The following is a 22,098-nucleotide window of genomic DNA, read 5'->3' as shown; positions in this document are numbered from 1 at the left end:
AGAGCTTCCTCTACTTCTGGCCGAGGTGCAGCGGTGCTTTCGTGTGCGGTACGTCACGGACGGAGGAACCATGTCCATCAACGACCCCGCGCACGCGGACCGGCCTGAGCCGGTGCGCTTCGACGAGCACGGCATCGAGCCCATTCCGGCCGGATCCCGGGACTCCACGCCCTGGCAGCAGTTCTGGATCTGGTGCGGCGCCAACATCGCGCCGATCAACTGGGTGCTCGGCGCCCTCGGCGTCACCCTCGGGCTGAGCCTCGTCGAGACCCTGGCGGTCGTCGCGCTCGGCAACCTGGTGGGCTGCGCGATCTTCGGTCTGTTCAACGTCATCGGCCACCGCACCGGCGTGAACCAGATGGTCCTCGGGCGCGGGCCCTTCGGCCGGCGCGGCGCGATCGTCCCCGGCCTGATCCAGGGGCTGCTCACCATGGGATGGGTCGGGGTCAACACCTGGGTGGTCCTCGACCTGGTGATCGCGATCCTCGCCCGGCTGGGCGTGCACGGCGGCACCGGCACGAGGTACCTGGTCGCCGGACTGATCATGGCCGCCCAGCTGGTCCTGGCCCTGTACGGGTTCTACGCCATCCGCACGTTCGAGAAGTACACCGTCCCGGCCACCGTCGTCGTCATGCTGATCATGACCGGGCTGGCGCTGGCGCAGGCGGAGCCGAACTGGACGGCCGGCACCGCGACCACGTCCGCCGACAAGTTCACCGCGGTCACCCAGCTGCTCACCGCCATCGGCATCGGCTGGGGCATCAGCTGGCTGCCCTACTCGGCCGACTACAGCCGCTTCGTGCGGACCACGGCCCCGGACCGGTCGGTGTTCTGGTCCACCGCGCTCGGCATGTACGTCCCGACCGTGTGGCTCGCCGCGCTGGGCGCCTGCCTGGCCAGCGCGGGCGGCGGCACCGACCCCTCCAGCCTGGTGGCGGAGTCCTTCGGGATCATGGCGGTGCCGATCCTGCTGCTGATCATGCACGGGCCGGTGGCGACCAACATCCTGAACCTGTACTCGTGCTCGCTCGCCGCGCTGTCGGTCGGCATCCGGATCGCCCGGTGGAAGCTGACCCTGGTGGCCGGGATCGTGGCCTCGGCCGTGCTGGCGGTGTTCGTGCAGGCCGACAGCTTCGCGCGGGCGTTCGACCACTGGATGGTGTCCATCCTGGTCTGGATCAGTCCGTGGGCGGCGATCGTGCTCGTCGACTTCTTCGTCCTCCGGCGCGGCCGGATCGACGTCGCGGCCCTCTACCGGGACGGCGGCGTCAACGGCAGGGCGATGGTCAGCCTGGCGGCCGGGCTGCTGGCGGGCTGGGCGTGGCAGTTCGGCACGGTCCCGGCGCTGCAGGGGCCGATCGCGCGGACGCTGGGCGACACCGACTTCTCCTGGCTGTCGGGCGGCCTGGTCGCGGGCGGGCTCTACTTCGCACTGGCCCGCGGTGCCCGCGGGCGGGCGGCGCACGCCGCGGTGTCGGCCGAGAGGGTCTCCTGATGAGCGTCAGCGTCCTGACCACCGGTGGCACCATCGCCTCCCTGCCCTCCCCGGACGGCGATGTCCGGGTGGCCGTCCACGGCGCGGAGCTCGTCCCCGGCCAGGCGGTCCGGGTCCACGAGGTGATGCTGGCGCACAGCTTCAACCTCACCCGCGCGGACGTCCTCCGCCTCGCCCGGCGGATCCTGGCGGAGCTGGAAGACCCCGCCGTGGAGGGCGTCGTGGTCACCCACGGCACCGACACCATGGAGGAGACGGCCTACCTGCTCGACCTCGTCCTCCCGCCGGCGTCCACGGTGGTGCTCACCGGCGCCCAGCGGCACGCGTCCGCGCCGGACGCCGACGGCCCCCGCAACCTCGCCGACGCCCTGCGCGTCGCCGCCGATCCACGGGCCCGCGGCATGGGCGCTGTGATCACCATGGGCGGGCAGATCCATGCCGCCCGGTACGCGACGAAGGCCCACACGCTCGCGCTGGAGGCGTTCGCCTCGCCGGGGCAGGGCCCGGTCGGCCTGGTACGGGGAACCCACGTGGACGTCCGCCGTCCGCCGGCCCGGCCGGACGGTTTCCGGCTCACCGAACTGGGCGACCTGGAGGCCCGCGTGGACATCGTCCCGGTGTTCCTGGACGCCGACGGCGTGCAGATCGCCGCCTGCCGGGCCGCGGGCGCCCGCGGTCTGGTCGTCCAGGCCCTCGGCACGGGCAATCCCACCCCGGGCGTACTGCGCGAGCTGGAGACCTGCCTCCGCGAGGGGATCGCGGTGCTCGTCACCTCGCGCTGCGCTCAGGGACCGGCGACCCCGGTGTACGGGGCCGGCGGCGGCGCCGACCTCGCCAAGGCCGGCGCGGTGTTCGCCGGGTCCCTCAACGCCCCCAAGGCCCGGCTCCTGCTCATGGCCGCCCTCGCCGCCGAGCCCCACCCCGCCAAGGCGCTGGACCGCCTACGCCCCCACCTCGGTCAATACCTGTGAACATGCGTGAACGAACACACCCCTCCCCGTGCCGTCCCACGAGTTATGACCGCAAACGCTCCCACCCGTCTGGAGCGCGACGCGTGGCCGGGCCTGTGGACCAGCCCGGCCACCGCCCGCGGCGGCTGACCGCTCTCGCGTTCGCCGTCCGGCGGCTCAGCCCTTCAGGCCCGAATGGGCCAGGCCCTCGATGAACTGGCGCTGAGCCAGGACGAACACCACCAGGATCGGCAGGGTCGACATCGTCGCCGCGGCCAGCTGGACGTTCCACATCGGCCCGCCGTAGGCGTCCACGAACTGGGTGAGCGCCTGCGGCAGGGTGAACATGTCCTTCGAGGACAGGAACACCACGGGCTCCAGGTAGAGGTTCCAGGAGTGCAGGAAGGTGAAGATCGCCACAGCGCCGAGGGCGGGCCTGGCCAGGGGCAGCGCGACCCGGTGGAAGGTCCCGAAGCGGCCGAGGCCGTCCACCCGGGCGGCGTCCTCCAGCTCGTCGGGCAGGCTGACGAAGAACTGCCGCATGATGAAGGTCGCCAGCACGCTCGGGGCCCCCAGCACCGGCACGAGGATCAGCGGCCAGTGCGTGTCGACCATCCCCGCCTTCTGGAACATCTGGAACAGCGGGACGATCGTCACCTCGCTCGGGATCAGCAGCCCGGTCAGGACCACCACGAACAGGACGTTCTGCCCAGGGAAGCGGATCCGCGCGAAGGCGTATCCGGCCATCGACGACACGGCCATCGTCCCCGCCGTGACGACCAGCGCGATGTACAGGCTGTTGAAGTACTGCCGGGCGAACGGCTGGAGCTCCGACGCCTGCCGGTACGCGGTGAGGTCGAACCGGCCGGGCAGCAGCGACGAGGGGAACGCGAACACCTCCGCGGCCGGCTGGAACGAGGCGGTGACCATCCACCAGGTCGGGAAGACGAACGGCACGCACAGCAGGCACATCAGCCCGTACAGGGACAGTCTCGTTCTAGGACTCATGGAAGACCCACTTCCGCCGCATCCGCCACTGCAGGAGGGTCAGCGCGGCGACGATCGCGAACAGCAGGACCGACAGGGTGGCCCCGTACCCGAAGTGGTGGAACTGGAAGGCCTGCTGGTACAGGTAGTAGACGAGCACGGTCGTCGACGTCCCCGGACCGCCCTGGGTGAGCACCGCGATCTGCGCGAACACCTGCAGCGACCCCACGATCGTGATGATCGAGGTCAGCAGGACGGTCGGGCTGATCAGCGGCAGCGTGATCCGCCGGAACCGGGTCCACGCGCCGGCCCCGTCCAGCGCGGCGGCCTCGTACAGCTGCCGCGGGACGCCCTGGAGGGCCGCGAGGAACAGCACCATGTTCAGCCCCACGTTCTTCAGCACCTGGACGACCACGACCGACGCCATCGCGGTCGACCCGCCGCGCAGCCAGTTCGGCCCGGTCACCCCGACCGAGTCGAGCAGCCCGTTGACCCCGCCGTTGGACTGGAGCAGGAACTGCCAGACGATCGTCCAGGCGACCAGCGAGACCACGACCGGTGAGAAGAACAGGGTCCGGAAGAGAACGGTCCCGCGCAGCCGCTGGTTGAGCAGGACGGCCAGCGCCAGCGCGAGCGTCAGGTTGAGCGCGACGAGCCCGGCCGAGAACAGCGCGGTCGCGCCGAGCACCGACCGCAGCGACGGGTCCGCCGCGAGCTTGCGGTAGTTCTCGCCGCCGGTGAACTCGAACGTCCCGGCCAGCACGTTCCACTCGTGGAGGCTGTACCAGAACACCAGCCCGAGCGGCACGAGCACGAACAGCGCCGTGCCGACGAGCTGGGGCGCGGCCATCAGGTAGCCGACCAGGTTGTCGCGGCGCCTGATCGTCCAGAAGGAGCCCCCGGGGGCGGCCTCGGCCGCCGCCTCCCGGGTCCGCGGCCGGGTCGCGACCATCACGATCCCAGCAGCGGCTGGATCTTCGCGCAGACACCGTCGAGCACCGGCCGCACGTCCGCGCCGGGCCTCCACAGCGGGTCGAGCTCCGCCCGGACGGTCTGCGCCAGCTCCGCCTGCCCGGTGTGGCTCGGCTTGACGACGCCCTTGCCGATCCCCGCCACGACGACCTTGTCGAGCTGGTCGCGCTTGAGCAGCGGGTTGCTCTTGGCCAGGGTCTCGGCGTTGAGCTGCGAGGAGCGCGGCGGCGGGAAGTAGGCGGCGAGCTTGGCCGAGTTGGCCCGGTTGGTGAAGAAGGCGAGGAAGTCGGCGGCCGCGGCGGCGTTCCCGGACTTCTTCAGCACGCCGAGCCCGCCCTGGCCGATCACGGAGTACTCCCCCTTCGGGCCGGACGGCAGCGGGACCAGGTCCCAGCCGAACTTCGCGTCCTTCAGCAGCGACGCGCGGGAGATCTGGGTGATCGTCATGGCGGCGTCGCCGGCGAAGAAGTCGACCGTGGTGCCGGGGCCCGGCACCGCCTTGTCGGTGAAGATCGCCTTGTGCAGGAAGGTCATCGCCTCGGTCATCTCCGGGCTGTTGAACCCGCAGGTCTTCCCGTCCTCGCTCCAGGCACGGGCGCCCCAGCCCGTCCAGACCGAGGCGAGGTTGTCCCAGTTCTTGTAGTCGAAGTCGCGGATGACGAGCCCGTTGCCGCCCTTCGCGGCGACGGCGGCGTTGACGGCCGCGACCTTCTCCCACGTCCACTCGCCCGACTCGATCAGCTTGCGCGGGGACTTCTGCCCGGCCTTCTCGAGCGCGTCGGTGTTGACGAACACGCCGAACGGCGAGGTGGAGAACGGGTAGGCGTACAGCTCGCCGTCCTTCTGCCACAGCTTGGTGGTGGAGGGCACCAGCTCCGCGCTGTTCTCGATCTTCGACGTGAGCGGGGCGAGCGCGCCGGAGGCCACGAAGTCGGGTGCCGAGCTCTCCAGGATCCAGGCCAGGTCGGGGGCGTTCCCCCCGGCCAGCTGGGTGGTCAGAGTGGTGGTGTAGGACTCGACCGGGATCGGGTCGAACCTGATCTCGGTGATGTCGGGGTGGGTCTTCTTGTATTCGGCGGCGATGTCGTTGAACAGCTTCAGGTGGGCCTCGTTGGAGGTCCAGATCGTCATGCGCAGCGCGTGCGGGTCCTTGCCGTCCTGCGAGGAGCCGCCGCACGCGGCGGTGGCGGCGAGCAGCGCCGCGACGGCGGCGAGGGCGCGGAGTCTCATGGGGTGGGGGTCTCCTCAGTATCCGACGATCTCGGGCCAGCGCAGGCTGACGCCGTCCCGGGCGAGGCGGTGCTGGAAGTCGGCCAGGAGAGCCTCGTCCTCCCGGACGGCGTGGGGCGTGGCGGCACGGTCCAGGCAGAACGCGGCCAGCGCGCCCGCGGCCTCTCCCGCGTTCCACTCGACCGGATGCAGGCGGTACGCGCCGTTGGTGATGTGGGTGGTGCCGATGTTCTTGCTCGCGGGGAGCAGGTTGGCGACGCGCCGGGGGATCAGCGCGCCGAGCGGGATCTCGAACGGCGAGCAGGCGACGTCGAGGTAGTTGTCGCCACCGGTCGAGGGGTGCAGATCGATCCGGTACATCCCGATGCCGACGGAGTCGGGGTAGGAGACCGCGCCCTTGTCGCCGCGCACCGCCAGCGACAGGTCCTGTTCGGTGACGGTGTACAGCGCCTTGATCCGGCGCGACTCCCGGATGTAGGGGGCCTGGGCGAGGCCGTCGGCGGAGCCGGTGACATCGCCGCGCAGCCGCAGCCCGGGGTAGCCGGTGCCGCCGTCGTGGCGGGGTGCCTCGGTCTGCATCCAGTACAGGACCGACCTCGACAGTTCGCGGGCCGCGGCCAGGTGCTCCGCCGCGTCGGGGACGCCGAAGGCGGGCCCCTCCAGGTAGTCGATCATCGGCCAGTTCACCAGTGTGATATCGCTGGCGTAGGTGCCGGGCAGGAAGGTGCGGCGGGCGGCGATCCGGCGGAAGGTCCACAGATTGCCGTCGCCGGGGCTGAGCCGCTGGTCGGCCAGGACGGCGAGCGGGTCATCGTCCGGGTTGGGCGTGAAGGAGCGCTCCATGATCTCGAGCGTGCGCGGGTTCGGGCAGCGCCAGGACAGGAGCCTGTCGCCCCAGAAGGGCGGCTGGTAGTCGCGCCAGAAACCGTAGGAGGCGGGACGGTCGATCGTGTGGTCGCCGTCGACGTGGTCCATCGCGAAGCACACCGACACGGCCTGCATGTTCAGCGGCTGAGATTCGGCGGGGGCGCTCGGCTCACCGGTCTCGGACTGCGCCTCGAAGCCGGTGACGTACTCGGTCCCGGTCAGCGGGAGAAGCTCGCCGGTCTCGGTCGCGTCCAGGATGTAGGCGCCGGTGACGACCACTTCGCCAGCCTCGCCCTCGAGCGTCACGGAGGTGACCCGGTCGCCGTCCGCGGTGGCGGCGACCGGCCGGTAGGGCTGGAGCACCCGCAGCCGGCCCGGCCCCCGGTAGCGGGCGAGCATCGCCTCGATCACCGCCACCGCGACGCGCGGCTCGTGGCACAGCCTGCTGACATGGCCGCCGCCCGGATTGAGCTCGCGGGCCGCCCGCGCCGCCTCGGTGAGCGGATAGTGATCGCGGTAGTAGCGCCGGATGCCCTCGCGCAGCGCCCGGTAGGAGGCCGTGACGCCGAAGTCCTCCACCCACGACGGCTCGTCCGGCGGCACGGCCTGGCTGGTGAGCTGGCCGCCGAGCCAGTCGAACTCCTCGGACAGGACCACGGTCCGTCCGGCCCGCAGCAGGGCCAGCGCGGCGGCCACGCCGCCCAGCCCGCCGCCGACAACGACCGCGTCCGCGTTGATCTCGTGCACGTCAGGCCTTCCGGTCGCGGGGGGCGGCGAGCGTGGTGCCCTCGACGGGCTCGCACGGCAGCAGTTCCTGCGGCGTTCCGCCGCGTTCGAGGATCTCCGTCAGCAGCTCGACGGCGCGCCAGCCGATCTCGCGCCGCGGGATGCGGAACCCGGTGAAGCCGGGCCGCCGGTCGGGGGTGCCGAGCACCAGGATCGACAGGTCGCCGGGGACCGAGAGGCCCCGGGCCTCGGCGGCCTCGGTCAGGCCGGCGCCGTCGGCCGGTTCCTCGACGAACACGGCGGTGACGCCGGCCGCGCTCAGCTCGTCCAGGATCCGGCCGTGGCCGCCTTCCGCGACGGGGAGGTGCAGGGCCTCGGGACCGGCGGCGTCGCGGAAGCCGCGCATCCGGTCGGTCCGCGACTCGCCGCCCTCCCCCGCCCCGACATAGGCCAGCCGGGTGTGGCCGAGCGCCCTGACCCGCTCGACCAGGGCGCGGACGGCGGGCGGGTAGTCCACCCCGACGTAGGGGACGGGGCCGCCCGCGTCGTCGCGCCGGCCGATCGAGACGAAGGGGAAGCCCTCGGCCAGCAGCCGGGCGAGGTCGTCGCGGTCGACGGTGCGGCCGAGCAGGACGCACCCGTCGGCCAGCCGCACCCGGCTGTCGGCGTTGAAGATCCGCCGCCGCTCCCCCGAGGCCGCCTTGGCACTGGTGAACAGCAGCAGGTCGCACCCCGCGTCCTCGGCCCGCTCCTCGATCCCGAGCAGGAACGGGTGGTAGAAGTCGGCGCTCGCCGAGGGGAACACCGCCTCGTAGGTGAACACGCCGATGATCCGGTTGCGCCGCTCCGCGAGCCTGCGCGCGGCGGGATCGGCGATGTAGCCGGTCTCGCGGATCACGCGCAGGACCCGGTCCCGGGTCTCCGGGGCGATGCGCACCTCGGTGTCGGTGCGGTTGTTCAGCACCATCGACACCGTCGTCTGGCTCACGCCGGCCATCCGGGCGATGTCCTGCTGCGTGAGGCGCTTGGGTGGGGTCACGGTCGGTAGCAGCCCAATCTGGTGATAATGCGCATTGGCATGTCGGCGGGTCTCAGTCTGAGACGACGTTCCCGCACCTGTCAAGAGCTGATTTTCCCTGTAGTAATTCGCATTATCACCTTGACGACCGATCTTGGGGGGGTGAGACTCAGCGGCCAGCCGGACCTTCGCCGTCACCCAGGGCGAGGGTCGCCGCACCACCCCCCGAGGAGCTGGCACGGTGTTGAACCCCCGAGACCTCAGCCGTCGCGGTCTGCTGACCGGAGCCGGAGCGGCCGCGCTGCTCACCGCCCTGCCCGCGCGCCGCGCCTCCGCCGCGCGCTCGCTGCCCGACCTGGCCCCGCTCGGCCCGGTCGCGCGGGTCGCCATCGCACCGGCGGAGCAGCGTGTCGCGTCCTACCTGGTGTCGCTCGCCCCGATGACCAACGACATCTCCGACGCCGGCGCCGACTACGGCTTCTTCACCGGCGGCTGGTGGCGCACGCCCACCAGCGCCACGAACGCCCGTGTGCAGGAGCACGTGCTGACCCTGGCCTGGTTCTACTCCAAGGCCCGCTCCTGGAACCCCTACGCCGGCGATCCCGCGCTCCTCGCGGGGCTCGACGCGGCCCTCGGCCACTATCTGGGGCTCCAGCACCCCGACGGTTCCTGGCCGGAGTACTCCGCCGGCGAGCATTCCCTGGCCGCGACGGGGTTCGCGCTCGGCTACCTCAGCAAGGTCCAGTCGCTGCTGCGGTCGGCGAACGCGCTGCCCGCCCGCCGCGCCCGGATCACCGCGGCGCTGCGGAAGGCCATGACCTGGCTCCTCGACCCGTCCAACGGGAGCGCCTGGCAGAGCGACCTGACCTTCTCCAACCAGGTCACCGCCGGGCTCGCCGGGTCGGCCCTCGCCCTCAGGCAGGACCCGGACGCGGCCCTGCGCGCGCGGTTCACCGCGGCGATCGGCCGCCTGGTCGCCGACGGGCAGAGCCCCGCGGGCTTCTTCTACGAGAAGACGGGGGCCGACATGAACTACAACTTCGAGGTGATGCTGCCCGAGCTGGCCGACTGCTGGCGGCAGAGCGGCGACCCGCGGCTCGTCGCCATGGCGTCCGCCTACACGGACTGGCTCGGCTACAACATGCTGCGCGAGCCCGACGGATCCGGCTGGATCACCAACATCGCGCCGTCGTCCCGCACCAGCACCCTGTTCTACAAGGACACGCGGCCAGATCCGGAGCGGACCGCGCTGAACGGGCAGTTCGTCCCGGACGTCCCCTCGCTCGGGGCGTTCCTGTCGGCGCGCGAGGACCTCGCCGCCGCCCGGGCGGCCTGGGCCGCCGACCCCGCGCCCATCCCGGCCCTCGTCAAGCAGGACACCTCGCCGCGCATCATCGCCCACGGGTTCTACGGCGAGCGCTTCGCGACCCGGAAGGCCAAGCACCAGGCGATCGCGCGGCTGCCGTACCTGGCCTCGGAGCACTTCACCGAGCGCCGCGCCGACCTCGGCCAGGAGTTCCTCTTCCTCCGCCGGCGCGACCTCTACCTCGGCGGCTACTTCGGGACGCGCCGGGCCACCACCGTCTCCCGCACCGGTCTGGCCTTCCTGTGGCATCCGGTCGCCGGAACGGTGATCCAGTCGCTGAACGACAACGACCACGGCTGCTGGGCGACGGTCTTCCCCGGCCAGGTCGCCGACGCCGACGGCCCCCAGCCCGTCGAGTTCCTCGGCGGTTCCCCCTACGCCTTCCGCTTCCGCACCCCCGCCTCCTCGGTGGTCACCACCGTGACGGCCGCCGACGGGCGGCTGACCAGGTCGGTCCGCGCGGCCTCGGCGGCCGGTGAGCAGATTCCGCTGGTGCTGCGCGCCTCCGACACCGTCGTTTTCACCGATGGGACGAGGGCTCCCTACGGCGGCTCGGTCACCACCACCGCCGACGGCCTGGACCTGCACCGGAGCGGGGGCGTCGTCCGGTTCCGCTGGGGCGGGCCGCGGACGGTGAGCTTCAGGTCGTCGTCGGTCCATCTGCTGGACGGCGCCCGGCGCACCCACATCCTGCTCGTCCAGCACGACGGGGGGCTCGACCTGTCCATCGTGCTCTCATACTGACCATGCATCCGAACCTGGACCCCGAACTGCGCGAAGCCCTGACCCGGTCGCCCCTCACCCGGGTCGACTACACCCTCCTGTCCCCGGACGAGCTGCGCGACCTGCGGGAACTGCGGAGGAAGGCCGGCGCGCCACCGTTGCCGGACGTGCGGGTCCAGGACAGGGACCTCCCCGGTTCGGGGATCCGGGTGCGGATCTACCGGCCGCCGGCCGCCGCTCCGCAGGCCCCCTGCCTCTACTGGATCCACGGCGGCGGGATGATCCTCGGCTCCCCAGAGTCGGACGACGCCCGGGTGTCACGGTACGTCGCCGAGACCGGGGCGGTGGCCGTCTCGGTCGACTACCGGCTGGCCCCCGAGCATCCCCACCCGGCCCCGGTGGAGGACTGCTACGCCGGGCTCGTCTGGACCTGGGAGAACGCCGCCTCGCTCGGCATCGACGCCGCGCGCCTGGCCGTCGGCGGCATGAGCGCGGGCGGCGGCCTCGCGGCGGGCACGGCCCTGCTCGCCCGCGACCGGGGCGGCCCTCCCCTGGCCTTCCAGATGCTGCTCTGCCCCATGCTCGACGATCGGGACGCCACCCCGTCCAGCGAGGCCTTCACCGAGGCGATCACCTGGCCGCGCGCCTTCAACGTCTTCGGCTGGTCGGCCCTGCTCGGCGCGGACGCGGGCGGCCCCGACGTCCCCGCCTACGCGGCCCCCGCCCGCGCCACCGACCTGTCCGGGCTTCCACCGGCCTACCTGGACGTCGGCGAGCTGGAGGTCTTCCGCGACGAGTGCGCCGACTACGCCATGCGCCTGGTCCGCTCGGGCGTCTCCGTCGAGTTCCACCTGTGGCCCGGCGCCTTCCACGGCTTCGACGACGCCCCGCTCCCCGCCACCACCCTCGCCGAACGCGCCCGCACGGAGCAGGTCGCGGCCCTGCACCGCGCATTCCGCGCCGCCACCCGCTGCTCGGACGGCGCGCCGCACCGCTGACCCGGCGGAGGCCGGACGGGAGCGTCGGCCGGTCCGAGCTCAACGATCAGACCAGGCCCGCGTTGTGGGCGGCCAGCCCCGCCTGGGTGCGGTTCTCGCAGCCGAGCTTGACCAGCATCCGCGAGACGTAGCTCTTCACCGTGGCCTCGGTCAGGGACAGCCGCCTGCCGATCTGCGCGTTGGACAGTCCCTCGCCCAGGCAGGCCAGCACCTCGGTCTCGCGTTCGGTGAGCCCGGCGACCAGGCTCCGGGCGCGCTCCCTGTGCTGCTCCCCGGCCGTCGAGGCCGCGACCAGCCGCTTCGCGGCCTCGGACGACAGCACGGTGTGCCCGTCGCACGCCACGCGCACGAGGTCGATCAGGTCCTCCGGCGGCGTCGACTTCACCAGGAACCCGGCGGCGCCGGCCCGCAGGGCGCGCAGGACGAACTCGTCGGCGTCGAAGGTGGTCAGCACCACGACCACCGGGGCATCCGGTCGCGCCCTGAGGCGCTCGGTCGCGGTCAGCCCGTCCATCCCCGGCATCCGGAGATCCATCAGGACGATGTGCGGGCGGTGCCGTTCGACGGCGCGCAGCGCGGCCTCCCCGTCATGGGCCGGCTCGATCACGTCGATGTCGCCTGCGGAACCGAGGATGGTCCGCAGATGCGCGCACACCATCGGCTCATCGTCGACGACCAGGACGCGGATCGGGTCAGGGCTCATGAGCCGGCTCTTCCACGGTGCGGGTCGAGGCGGCATGCGACGTGGTGGGCACGCATGCGGGCAGTATCGCATCGAGCACGAATCCGCCGTCGCCGGTGGGCCCCGCCACCAGCGTCCCGTCGACCAGGTCGACACGCTGCCGCACGCCGAGGAGCCCGGTGCCGGAGCCCACGGCCGCCAGGTCCCGGTCTCCGCGGAAGGGCCCGGCGGGCGGCCTGCCGTTGCTGACCCTGACCCGCACCTGCTCCGGGTCGTACCGCACCTCCACGCGGACCTGCGCGCCGTAGGCGTGCTTGCGGACGTTGGTGAGCGCCTCCCCCACGATGCGCCGGGCCGTCCGCGCGATCGCCGGGGACGGCGTCGCCGGATCGCCCGTCTCGACGAGTTCGACCGGCACGCCGACCGACGCGGACTGCGCCGCGAGCCCGGCCAGGTCCACCGGACCTCCGGCGGCCCCGGGGGCGCCGTCACCGGTCTGGAAGGCGCCGGCCAGGTCGTGCAGTTCGTCGAGAGCCTGCCGCCCGGCCGCGGCCAGCTCCGCGGAGGCCTGCGCGGACTCCGCCGAGGGGGCCGCACAGCCCAGCCGGTCCGCCCAGTCCAGCATGTCGTGGACCCGGCCGGACACGATGGCGTGCATCTCCCGGGTGAGCCGGGCCCGTTCCCCGGCCCTCGCCCGTTCTGTGAGCAGCCGCCGTTCACGCCTCGCCCGTTCGGCGCGTTCGGTGAGCGCCACGACGAGGCGGCGCCACACTCCGACGTACAGTCCCAGCAGCGCCGGCAGGCCGATGAACACCGCGGCGACCGAGACGACCACCGCATAGGGGTCCCAGGGACGGGCGGCCAGGGCCAGCAGTGCCAGCACCACGGCGGTCCCCAGGACCGGACGCCTGGAATGCGCGGCCACCGTGTAGGCCACCAGTGGCGCGACCGCCGGGACGAGCAGCCTGGTGGAGTCGCCCGTCGCGAGCAGGCCCGCCGAGCCGGTCACGGCGAGCCCGAGGAGGACGACCGTTCCGGCCAGGGTCGGGACGGCGGCCGCATGGGGATGGCGGCGGCGCAGGACGAGCGCGGCGGCGAGAGGTAGCTGGAGCCCGATCTCAAGCCAGGGCAGGGCCGGCTCGCCGCTGCCGACCGGCGGCGCGGTGGCCACGAGGGTGCTGAGCAGCAGCGTCCACACTCCCGCGGCCGCCGCGAAGCACAGATCGGACCGGTCGATCCGCGGCGGCGCCGCCGAAGGCCCGGTGCCGGTCACGACCGGATCACCCGGCGGTCCGGCCACCGGCGCGGGAGCGGCCGGCCGGGAACCGCGGAGCACGCCGATCAGCTCACGGAGTTCGGCCAGCGCCTCGCACCCGATCGCCCGGACGTTCTCGGCCGCGTCCCGGACGGCGGCGTCGGCCGTGGTGATCCGCAGCGCCCCGGCGTGCAGCACCATCAGGCTGACCCGGTGGGTGACGACGTCGTGCAGCTCCACGGCCATGCGGGTGCGCTCCTGGGCCCTGGCCTGCTCGGCGCACAGGTCCCGCTCGCGTTCGGCGTCGCGGGCGCGGTCGGTCAGGGTCCGCACGAGCATCCGCTGCGTCTGGCGGTAGAACCCGAACAGCATCGGGGCGCAGATGTACAGCAGCCCGTCGGCGGCGGCCTGCATCGACGTCGACCACGGATGCGCGGCGGCGACCGTGAGGAGCGCCACCGCGGTCCACGCCCGCCGCCGGTCCCGGGCATAGAGATGGCCGCCATAGGTCAGGAGGACGGGGGCCAGCGACATCAGCAGGTTCGTGAGCTCGTCCGCGGTGGCGAACCGGCCGGACGCCGCGAGCGCCCACCCCGTCACGCCGGCGACGGCCGCGGCGGCGGCCGCCGGCTCGGCCCCGATCCGGCGGCCCGCGATGATCACGGTGCCGGCGGCGAGCATGGCGGCCGTCCCGGCCAGGGGGCCCCATTCGGCCGGGCCGTCCGGGAACGGCGGCGCCCAGGTGATGCCGGCGACGGCGAGGAGGACCGCGACGTCCAGGCCCCATGCCCGGACGAATCGCGTCGCAGGTGCCGGCAGGAGTCCCATGCGGCACACGGTACGTCCGGCCCCGGCGAAGGAGGCCCTGATCCGGCCGCGAAGCCGACGAAGGAGGGTACGCGGCGGCGGGGCGATCAACTTTCGTGGACAGGGCGCACCGCCTTCTCCGCTAGTGCGGCCTCCCCGCCGTCCACTGGACTCGTGAGCGGACGATCGAGCACACGGAGGGACGTCACCGATGAGAGCCCGGAACCGGCGCCTGCCACTGGCGCTGCTGGCCCTGACCGCCGGGGTGGCCACGGCGTCATGCGCCGACGCCAAGCCCGCGAAGCTCAGCGCGTCGGGAGGGACCGGAGCGACGCACGACGGCGCCGGGCCCGTAGCGCACACCGAGTACGGTGCGGTACGCGGCAAGGCGACCGGGAACGTCCGCGTCTTCCAGGGCGTCCCGTACGCGGCACCGCCGGTGGGCGACCTTCGCTGGCAGGACCCGCGGCCGCCGGCGCCCTGGGGTGACACGCGGGACGCGACCCGGCCCGGTCCGGCGTGCCCGCAGGGCCCCGGCGAGATCCCCAGCGGAAGCAAGAACGAGGACTGCCTCAACCTCAACGTGACCGCGCCGGCCGGCGATCCCGCCAAGCCGAGGCCGGTGGTCGTGTGGGTGCACGGCGGCGGCTACTACATGGGTGCGGGCGGCAACTACACCGCCGACCGCATGGCGGCTCAGGGCGATGTCGTCGTCGTGACCGTCAACTACCGGCTCGGCGTGTTCGGCTTCTTCGGCCATCCCGGCCTGGAGGGATCGGGATCGTACGGCCTCAAGGACCAGCAGGCCGCCCTGTCCTGGGTGAACCGCAACATCGCCCGGTTCGGCGGAGACCCCCGCAATGTGACCTTCGCCGGCCAGTCCGCGGGCGGGGTCAGCGGCTGCGCGCAGCTCACGTCGCCGGGCGCCAGGGGCCTGTTCGGGAAGGCCATCCTGCAGAGCGGCTCATGCTCCCTCGGCTGGCTCAAGAACTTCGACTACCGCGGCCAGAAGCCGGACGACGTGCTCTTGCCGCTCGCGACCGTCCAGGCCCGCGGTCGGCAGACCGCCGCCGACCTGGGCTGCACCGGCGATGACCCAGCGGTCATCGCCTGCATGCGCAAGCTGCCCGTCGACAAGCTGATGCCCGTGCTCAACAAGTACATCCACCCGGCCTACGGCACCGATGTGCTGCCGATGCGGCCGTCCGACGCGCTGCGCGCCGGACGCTTCCACCACGTGCCGGTCCTGTCGGGCAACACCCGCGACGAGTCCACCCAGTCCACGGCGATCTATGACGAGGCCGCGGCGGGCCGGCGCCGGCCCATGACCGAGCAGACCTTCAACACGGTGATGAGCGAGACCTTCGGCGAGGACGAGAAGGCGGTCCGGGCCGAATATCCGCGGTCGGCCTACGACTCGGCCGCGCTGGCGTGGTCGGCGATCGTCACCGACCGCAAATGGGTGTACGCGCAGAACGCCATGTCCCGCACCCTCTCCCGGCAGGTGCCGGTGTACCAGTACGAGTTCGCCGACCCCGACCCGCCGGCGCTGACCCCCGGTCCCCCGAAGATGCCGATGGGCGCCCAGCACGCTTCCGAGCTGTGGTACCTGTTCGACCTGGGCGGCCTCCCGCCCAAGCTAGACCCCGAACAGGCGCGGCTCGCCCAGCAGATGATCGGCTACTGGACGAGCTTCGCGGCCTTCGGAGATCCCGGCAGGGCCGGCGGCCCCCGGTGGCCGCTGTTCCGCACGACCGGCGGCCGCACTCCCCACGTCCAGTCCCTCGCCCCCGGCGCGGGCGGCATCCGCCCGGTCGACCTCGCAGCCGAGCACCACCTCCCCTTCTGGACGCGCCTCGCCCGCTGATCGGGACGGAGACCGGCCACCGGCCGCGGCGATGTGGAACGGATCCTCCAGTCCGTCAGCTCGGCGTCGACCCGCTCGCCCGGCCGTGTCGGGTGCCCGACACGGCCGGGCTACGCGGCGTATCCGCCGTCGATCCTCAGCACTGCGCCGGTGACGTAGGAGGCCTGCGGGCTGGCGAGGAAGACGACGCCCGCGGCGATCTCCTCCGGCCTGCCGTACCGCCCCATCGCCGCGGTCGGAAGGAACATGGACGCGGCCGGGCCGTCGGCGGGGTTTGCTTCGGTGTCGACGAACCCGGGTTGGACGACGTTGACCGTGATGCCCCGGTGCGCCAGATCGCGGGCCGCGCCCCGGCTGAAGCCCTCAAGGGCCGACTTCGTGCCCGTGTAGTACGCCATCCCCTGGAAACCCGCCCGGGTGGCCACACCCGAGCTGATGCTGACGATCCGCCCGCCATCGGGCAGCAACGGCAACGCCGCCTGGATCCCGGCCACCACGCTCGTGTAGTTGACGGTGAGCTGCCGCTCGACGGCGGCCTCGTCGACGGGCTCGCCGTCGAGCAGGCCGCCACCGCCCACGGCCGCGTTGTTGACCAGAATGTCCAGCTTCCCGAACTGCTCGACCACGCGCCCGATCAAGCCGGCCGCCTGCGCCGCGTCCGCCTGGTCGGCCTGGAAGGCCGCCGCGCGCACTCCCTTCGCCTCCAGGTCGGCGACCACGGCCTTGGCCCGATCCGCCGAGGACGAGTAGCTGATCGCGACGTCGGCGCCCTCGTCGGCCAGCGCCAGCGCCGACGCCGCCCCGATCCCCCGCGACCCGCCGGTCACGATCGCCACCTTGCCGTCCAGCTTTCCCATGTGCTCCCCACTTCCCTAGATGCAACGTGCCATGGAGTTCTTGACCGTGCGGTCCACCATAAGGATGGTGGACCGCACGGTCAAGAACTCCGTATCCTGTCCGCATGGCACGTCCGCGATCGTTCGACGAGAAGCAGGTACTGAACGCCGTCCGTGACCAGTTCTGGGACGCCGGCTACGCCGCGACCTCGCTAGAGGACCTGATGCGGGTCAGCGGCCTGGGCAAAGGCAGCCTGTACGCGGCGTTCGGCGACAAGCGCCAGCTCTTCCTCCGGGCGCTGCGCAGCTACACCGACGACAGCCATGGCCACCTTCGCGACGCCCTCGCCGAAAGTCCACGGGCCCTGGACGCACTACGCATGCTCCTCGAGGCACCCATCGACACCGACACGCGGCGTGGCTGCCTCCTGGCCAACAGCACCTGCGAACTAGGCAACGCCGATCCGGAAGTCCTCGACCACGCCCACCGCGCCTACGAGACGTCCACCGCGCTGATCGCCGACTGCGTCGCCCGCGCCCAACGCGAAGGCGATCTACCGGCAGAAACGGATCCGATCGCACTAGCGCGGGCCCTCCTGGCCGCGCAACAGGGGCTCGTCTTCATGAGCCGGACCGGGCTGGACACGACCACACTCACCGCCACAGCACGATCGCTCGCATCCCAACTCCTACCAAACCACCCCACCAACTAACCCAACACACAACGCGCCGCACGCACCAAACTTTGCCGGGCAGGGCCGTGCAGCGTGTCGTGCCCTGTCCAGCCCGCGCGCTCAACCCGCTCGCAGGTCTACCGGCTGAAAGTGCAGGTCATCGCCGACCCGGTCGGGCGGCTGATGCGGATCCTCCTACAGCCAGTCGGCTTCGGTGGCTATTCGGACGGCGTCGAGGCGGTTGCGGGCGTTCAGCTTGGTGACGATCGCCCCGAGGTAGTTGCGGACCGTGCCGCGCGACAGGTGAAGCCGCGCGGCGATCTCCGACGGGTCGGAGCCGGACGCCGCCAGCCTCAGCACGTCCAGTTCGCGATCGGTCAGAGGGTTCTCCGGCGCGGTGAGGGCGCGCGTGGCAAGCGCCTGGTCGATGACCTGCCGGCCCGCGACGATCCGTCTGATCGCCTCGGCCAGTTCATGTGCCGGCGCGTCCTTGACCATGAAGCCGTGCACGTTGGCGGCCAGTGCCCGGCGCAGCATGGTCGGCGTCGCGGAGCCTGTGACCAAGAGCACCTTGCAGCCGGGGAGTTCGGCGGCGATCTGGGCCGCCGCCTCGATGCCGTCGACGCCCGGCATGCCGATATCGAGCACCGCGATGTCGGGGCGGTGCTCGCGCGCGGCGGGGACGATCTGCTCTCCGCTTCCCACCTCGGCGACGACGGTCAGGTCGTCCTCCCGCTCCAGCAACGCGACCAGAGCACCGCGGACGAGATGCATGTCCTCGCCCACCAGCAGTCTGATCATCGGCTCCTCCGGGTTCTCAGGGGATTCTAGGTGTGCGCGGTCCGCTACCGAGCGATGTCCCGCTGGTCGCGCGGGCGGATCGGGCCGCGTCAACGGACAGCTCGAACCGGCCGTCGGGGAGGGGGCGGGCGGTGAGCGCCCCGCCGAGTGCGCCGGCCCGGGCCGTGAGGTTGGCGAGGCCCTGGCCCGGAGGGCTGGACGGGACGGCTTCGGTTCCGTCGTTGACGACGCGCACCCGGGCGCGGTCGTCGTCGCGTACCGCCTCGACCAGGCAGTGGCGGGCGGCGCTGTGTCGCATCACGTTGGTGACGGCCTCGCGCAAGACGGTGGCGAACAGCGCATCCGTCGCCGGGGGGAGGAGGAAGTCCGGCGGCCACGTCACGGTGACCTCGACGCCCGCCGCGGCGAGCAGGTCGAGTGCTGACTCCAACTCGGCCGCGGCCGACAACCGCCCCGTGTCGTCGCCGGGGATGGCCCGCAGGTCGCCGAGGGCGCTCCGTGCGGCCGACGCGGCGTCCGCCAGCGCCTCGTCCGCCGCGCCCGGGTCGCGGGTCGCCAGGTCGGCCTTGAGCATGATCGCCCAGAGCCCCGCGCCGAGCAGGTCGTGCACGTCGCGGGCGATCCGGCGCCGCTCCTGCGCGACGGCCGTCAGCGCCAGCGCCGCCCGGGTCTCGGCTATCTCGTGGACGAGGCGGGTCAGCAGCGCCAGCCCGTAGAACATCAGCGCGCCGCCCGCCGTTTCGATCGTCCACAACGCCGCACCGGCTCCATCGTCGCCGCGGACGAGCAGCGTCGCCGGGACGAGCGCGACATACCCGGTGAACAGGGTCCAGGCCCGGCCGGGACGCGCGGCCAGGATGACCAGCACCGCCCCGCCGGCCAGCCACATGAGCTGCGGGTACGGGCGATCGGGCGCGAACAGCGCCGCGGTGGCCAGCAGCGCCTGCGCGGGGAGCGTCCATACCGCGTGCCGCGGTGGCGCGCCAGGCGGCCGGGGCAGGACGTGGTACACCTGCAATCCGACGACCGCGATGATGTCGGCGATGTAGAGGGCGAGCAGCGTCGGCGGCGGCGCCGCCGAGACCAGGTAGATCACCGCGATCACCGGGTACCAGAGGTGCCCGATGACGATGATGGGCAGCGCGGTCCGCGGCGTGAGGTCACCGGGCGGCGGCAGCGGTGCCGGCGCGGGCGGCTCGGGGGCGCGGCGGACCTCGGCCCGGGCCGCCCGGGCGCGTTCCAGGACGCCTTCCGCCCGCCCTTCGGCGGCCAGCCGGATGATCTCGGACAGGGCGGTGCCGAGAGCGTCCTCCAGCGCGTCCGAGACCCGGGCGCGTTCCATGGCCACGGACCTGGCCGCGAGTTCGCCCCGTGTCGTCGCGAGCTCGTCGCGCAGGTCGCTGAGCCGGGTCAGCGCGTACACCAGCAGGCCTTGGCACAGTGCGTTGCCCATGGCGTTCAGGCAGGAGTACAGGCTGCCGGTGTTGAGTGATCCGGCCGCGGCGACCACGACGGCGAACAGCGGCCCGCGCACCGGGCGCGGCAGCATGAGGAGCAGCGACGCGCCGAGGAATCCGGCGGGGCCACCGAGCGGCAGCAGCAGGACCTGCGCGGCGAGGGTCCAGGCGCCGAACCGGTCGCGGAACCGCCGGGTCCGCGGCAGGCAGTGCACCAGTTGCAGGACGAGCATCGCGACCGCCGCGGGATCCGGCACCGGTCCGTCCGGCGAGACCACCAGGCCCACCAGGACGGCGGCGATCACTGCGGTGACCACGCGGGAATCCTAGGGTGTTCTGTCCGGTTCGTGCATTCTGCATGGTGAGGTGGTGCACGTGGCACTGTCGCCGCCGCAGGGTCGCAGGCGAGCCTGGCCGCATGAAGAAGCTCCCGCTCGCGCTGCTGTGCACGCTCGTGACCCTCATCGCCTTCTGTCCGGCCGTGCGTGCGCAGAGCCGGTCTTCCCCCGATCAAGGCCCGGCCGTGTCCCAGGGGCGTGGATCCCGGAATGGCGACATCGCACGGCTGATCGATGGACTGGTGCCGGCGCAGCTGGCCGAGAACAGGATTCCCGGCGCGTCCGTCGTCGTGGTCAAGGACGGAGCGCAGGTGTTCGCGAAGGGATACGGCGTCGCCGACGTCGCGTCCCGCAGGCCGGTCGACCCCGCGTCGACGGCGTTCTTCCTCGGCTCGACGACCAAGCTGTTCACGGCGACCGCCGTGATGCAACTCGTCCGCGCGGGCCGGCTGAGCCTGGACCAGGACGTCAACCGCTACCTCACCGCGTTCAAGATCAAGAACACCTATCCCGGGCGTCCGGTGACACTGCGGCACTTGCTCACCTACACCGCCGGGTTCGACGAGCACACGCTGGGCCTGGCGGAACGCGACCCGAACGACGTGGTGTCCCTCGGGCGCAGCGTCGAGGAGTGGCAGCCCGAACGGGTCCGGCCGCCGGGGACGCGTGTCGCCTATGACAACTACGGCATCGCGCTCGCCGGATTCCTGGTCGAAGTCGCCTCGAAGCAGCCCTTTGCGGACTACGCCAGGGAGCACGTGCTGAGCCCGGTCGGCATGTCCGGGACGAGTGTCGCGCTCCCCCACCCCGGGGCGTTCGCCGCGCGCCTGGCCAAGGGGTACCGCCCCTCCGGCAGCGGCTTCACCGCCGAGAGCGGCCAGTACGGGCCGTGGACGCCGAGCGGCACCGGGCCCGCCGCCACACCCGCCGACATGGGCCGGTTCATGATCGCGCAACTCGGCGATGACCCCGCCCTCGGCGGCGCCGCGGTCACCCGTCCCTTGCGTTCGCGCCAGTACACCCAGATCGACCCGATGCCCGGCATGGGCTTCACCTTCGAGGAGCGGCCCCGAAACGGCCACCCCCGCTACTACAAGGACGGGGACGTTCCCGGCTTCCACAACGTGCTGGCACTGATGCCCGAGCAGCGCGCCGGCGTGTACGTCGTGTACAACGGCGATGGCGCGAACGGAGACGCGAACTGGCTGGCCCAGCGCGTGGCGAACGCCGTCACCGACCATTACACCCCCGCCACCAGAGCGCAGCCGCTGGCAGCACCGGCGACGAAGGCCCCTGGCGACGCGACCCGCTATTCCGGGACGTACCGGGCCAACCGCACCAGTAACTCCGACCTCACCCGGTTCAACAGCCTGATCGTCAACATCAAGGTGAGCGCCGGCAAGGACGGCACCCTCACCACCACCGGCGTCTCCCCGGACCCGGCCAAGAAGACCCAGCACTGGAAGCAGGTGCGGCAGGGTCTGTTCATCGAGAAGGGCGGGCAGGATCGCCTCGCGTTCGACGGCGAGACGCTGGTCGCGTCAGCGAACCCGGCCGAGTCCTACCAGCGGCTCGCCTGGTACGACGAACCGTCGTTGCACCTCGCCCTGCTGATCGGCGGGGCGTTCGCGTTCATCATCGCCTTCTTCGCTTTCCCGGTGCTCGCGCTCGTGCGGGGTCTGCGGCACCGGCCCGCGCATCCGCTCCCCGCCCGCCTGACCCGTGCCCAGGCCTGGCTGGCCGCCGCACTGACCACCGTGTTCCTCGTCGCCATGGCCCTGGCGATGTCGGACGGCAACTCCCTGATGGAGGCCGTGGTACTCGGCTCACCCCGTCTGACGGTGCTGCCCTACATCGCGACCGCTTCGTTCGTGGCCGCTCTCCCGCTGCCCGTGGCCCTGGCCGGCGCCTGGTGGAAGAACTGGTGGAGGCTCCCCGGCAGGATCGGGTTCACCCTCCTGGTGCTCCTATCCGTCCCCTTCTTCAAACTGTGCGTCACCTACCACCTTCTGGCGCTCCCGTTCCCTACCACCTGACGAGCGCACCGGC

General features: G+C 72.3%; 17 protein-coding genes. 7 read left to right on the top strand and 10 right to left on the bottom strand.

Annotation, left to right across the window (positions count from 1 at the left end):
• The first annotated feature begins 70 nt into the window (after positions 1 to 70).
• Together BM339_RS19265 and BM339_RS19260 are read left to right on the top strand one after the other, a co-directional pair.
• Positions 71 to 1,495, top strand: a complete 1,425-nt coding sequence (locus tag BM339_RS19265; protein WP_021598450.1) for a cytosine permease — start codon at positions 71 to 73, stop codon at positions 1,493 to 1,495.
• Positions 1,495 to 2,466 (top strand): asparaginase, encoded by a 972-nt coding sequence (locus BM339_RS19260; protein WP_075021733.1) that lies wholly within the window; start codon positions 1,495 to 1,497, stop codon positions 2,464 to 2,466. The genes BM339_RS19265 and BM339_RS19260 overlap by 1 nt, the downstream gene beginning before the upstream one ends.
• Before the next feature lie 156 nt (positions 2,467 to 2,622).
• Here the strand turns inward: BM339_RS19260 and BM339_RS19255 are convergent, their stop codons facing one another.
• From BM339_RS19255 to BM339_RS19235, 5 genes are read right to left on the bottom strand one after another with little or no spacing between them, the layout of a single operon-like run.
• Positions 2,623 to 3,453 (bottom strand): carbohydrate ABC transporter permease, encoded by an 831-nt coding sequence (locus tag BM339_RS19255; RefSeq protein ID WP_024935293.1) that lies wholly within the window; start codon positions 3,451 to 3,453, stop codon positions 2,623 to 2,625.
• Positions 3,443 to 4,384 carry a carbohydrate ABC transporter permease gene (locus BM339_RS19250; protein ID WP_075021732.1) on the bottom strand — a complete coding sequence of 314 codons (942 nt, stop codon included), beginning with the start codon at positions 4,382 to 4,384 and terminating at the stop codon, positions 3,443 to 3,445. Before BM339_RS19250 ends, BM339_RS19255 begins: the two co-directional genes overlap by 11 nt.
• Complete coding sequence (locus BM339_RS19245; protein ID WP_021598446.1) at positions 4,384 to 5,634, bottom strand: ABC transporter substrate-binding protein; 1,251 nt, start codon at positions 5,632 to 5,634, stop codon at positions 4,384 to 4,386. The genes BM339_RS19250 and BM339_RS19245 overlap by 1 nt, the downstream gene beginning before the upstream one ends.
• A gap of 15 nt (positions 5,635 to 5,649) precedes the next feature.
• On the bottom strand, positions 5,650 to 7,248 hold the full coding sequence (locus BM339_RS19240) for an FAD-dependent oxidoreductase (protein ID WP_218163694.1): 1,599 nt from the start codon (positions 7,246 to 7,248) through the stop codon (positions 5,650 to 5,652).
• A gap of 1 nt (position 7,249) precedes the next feature.
• On the bottom strand, positions 7,250 to 8,266 hold the full coding sequence (locus tag BM339_RS19235) for a LacI family DNA-binding transcriptional regulator (RefSeq protein WP_218163693.1): 1,017 nt from the start codon (positions 8,264 to 8,266) through the stop codon (positions 7,250 to 7,252).
• Between the two features lie 220 nt (positions 8,267 to 8,486).
• Between BM339_RS19235 and BM339_RS19230 the strand changes: the two genes are divergently transcribed.
• Complete coding sequence (locus tag BM339_RS19230; RefSeq protein WP_083597749.1) at positions 8,487 to 10,355, top strand: hypothetical protein; 1,869 nt, start codon at positions 8,487 to 8,489, stop codon at positions 10,353 to 10,355.
• Between the two features lie 2 nt (positions 10,356 to 10,357).
• Complete coding sequence (locus BM339_RS19225; RefSeq protein ID WP_218163692.1) at positions 10,358 to 11,332, top strand: alpha/beta hydrolase; 975 nt, start codon at positions 10,358 to 10,360, stop codon at positions 11,330 to 11,332.
• Between the two features lie 46 nt (positions 11,333 to 11,378).
• Here the strand turns inward: BM339_RS19225 and BM339_RS19220 are convergent, their stop codons facing one another.
• Both BM339_RS19220 and BM339_RS49940 read right to left on the bottom strand, forming a co-directional pair.
• On the bottom strand, positions 11,379 to 12,035 hold the full coding sequence (locus tag BM339_RS19220) for a response regulator (RefSeq protein ID WP_021599588.1): 657 nt from the start codon (positions 12,033 to 12,035) through the stop codon (positions 11,379 to 11,381).
• Positions 12,025 to 14,097, bottom strand: a complete 2,073-nt coding sequence (locus tag BM339_RS49940; RefSeq protein WP_075021729.1) for a histidine kinase — start codon at positions 14,095 to 14,097, stop codon at positions 12,025 to 12,027. The genes BM339_RS19220 and BM339_RS49940 overlap by 11 nt, the downstream gene beginning before the upstream one ends.
• Before the next feature lie 190 nt (positions 14,098 to 14,287).
• On the opposite strand from BM339_RS49940, the gene BM339_RS19210 reads away from it, so the two are divergent.
• Complete coding sequence (locus tag BM339_RS19210) at positions 14,288 to 15,943, top strand: carboxylesterase/lipase family protein (protein ID WP_177287729.1); 1,656 nt, start codon at positions 14,288 to 14,290, stop codon at positions 15,941 to 15,943.
• 110 nt (positions 15,944 to 16,053) lie between these two features.
• Here BM339_RS19210 and BM339_RS19205 read toward each other — a convergent pair whose 3' ends face one another.
• Positions 16,054 to 16,800 carry an SDR family NAD(P)-dependent oxidoreductase gene (locus BM339_RS19205; RefSeq protein WP_024935300.1) on the bottom strand — a complete coding sequence of 249 codons (747 nt, stop codon included), beginning with the start codon at positions 16,798 to 16,800 and terminating at the stop codon, positions 16,054 to 16,056.
• Between the two features lie 104 nt (positions 16,801 to 16,904).
• On the opposite strand from BM339_RS19205, the gene BM339_RS19200 reads away from it, so the two are divergent.
• Entirely contained in the window at positions 16,905 to 17,492 is a 588-nt protein-coding gene (locus BM339_RS19200; protein ID WP_021599507.1) for a TetR/AcrR family transcriptional regulator, read from the top strand.
• Between the two features lie 156 nt (positions 17,493 to 17,648).
• On the opposite strand, the gene BM339_RS19195 is transcribed toward BM339_RS19200, so the two are convergent.
• Both BM339_RS19195 and BM339_RS19190 read right to left on the bottom strand, forming a co-directional pair.
• The gene (locus BM339_RS19195; protein WP_075021728.1) at positions 17,649 to 18,254 is read right to left on the bottom strand and encodes a response regulator transcription factor; all 606 of its coding nucleotides are present in this window, start codon (positions 18,252 to 18,254) and stop codon (positions 17,649 to 17,651) included.
• A gap of 16 nt (positions 18,255 to 18,270) precedes the next feature.
• Complete coding sequence (locus BM339_RS19190; RefSeq protein WP_075021727.1) at positions 18,271 to 20,028, bottom strand: sensor histidine kinase; 1,758 nt, start codon at positions 20,026 to 20,028, stop codon at positions 18,271 to 18,273.
• Between the two features lie 101 nt (positions 20,029 to 20,129).
• Here BM339_RS19190 and BM339_RS19185 point away from each other — a divergent pair, with 101 nt between their 5' ends.
• Complete coding sequence (locus BM339_RS19185) at positions 20,130 to 22,085, top strand: serine hydrolase domain-containing protein (RefSeq protein WP_075021726.1); 1,956 nt, start codon at positions 20,130 to 20,132, stop codon at positions 22,083 to 22,085.
• Positions 22,086 to 22,098: the final 13 nt, after the last annotated feature.

The organism is Actinomadura madurae (genome assembly GCF_900115095.1).
Taxonomy (GTDB): domain Bacteria; phylum Actinomycetota; class Actinomycetes; order Streptosporangiales; family Streptosporangiaceae; genus Spirillospora; species Spirillospora madurae.
The sequence above is the reverse complement of the archived record's forward strand: the minus strand, read 5'-3'. Positions and strand labels throughout refer to the sequence as shown.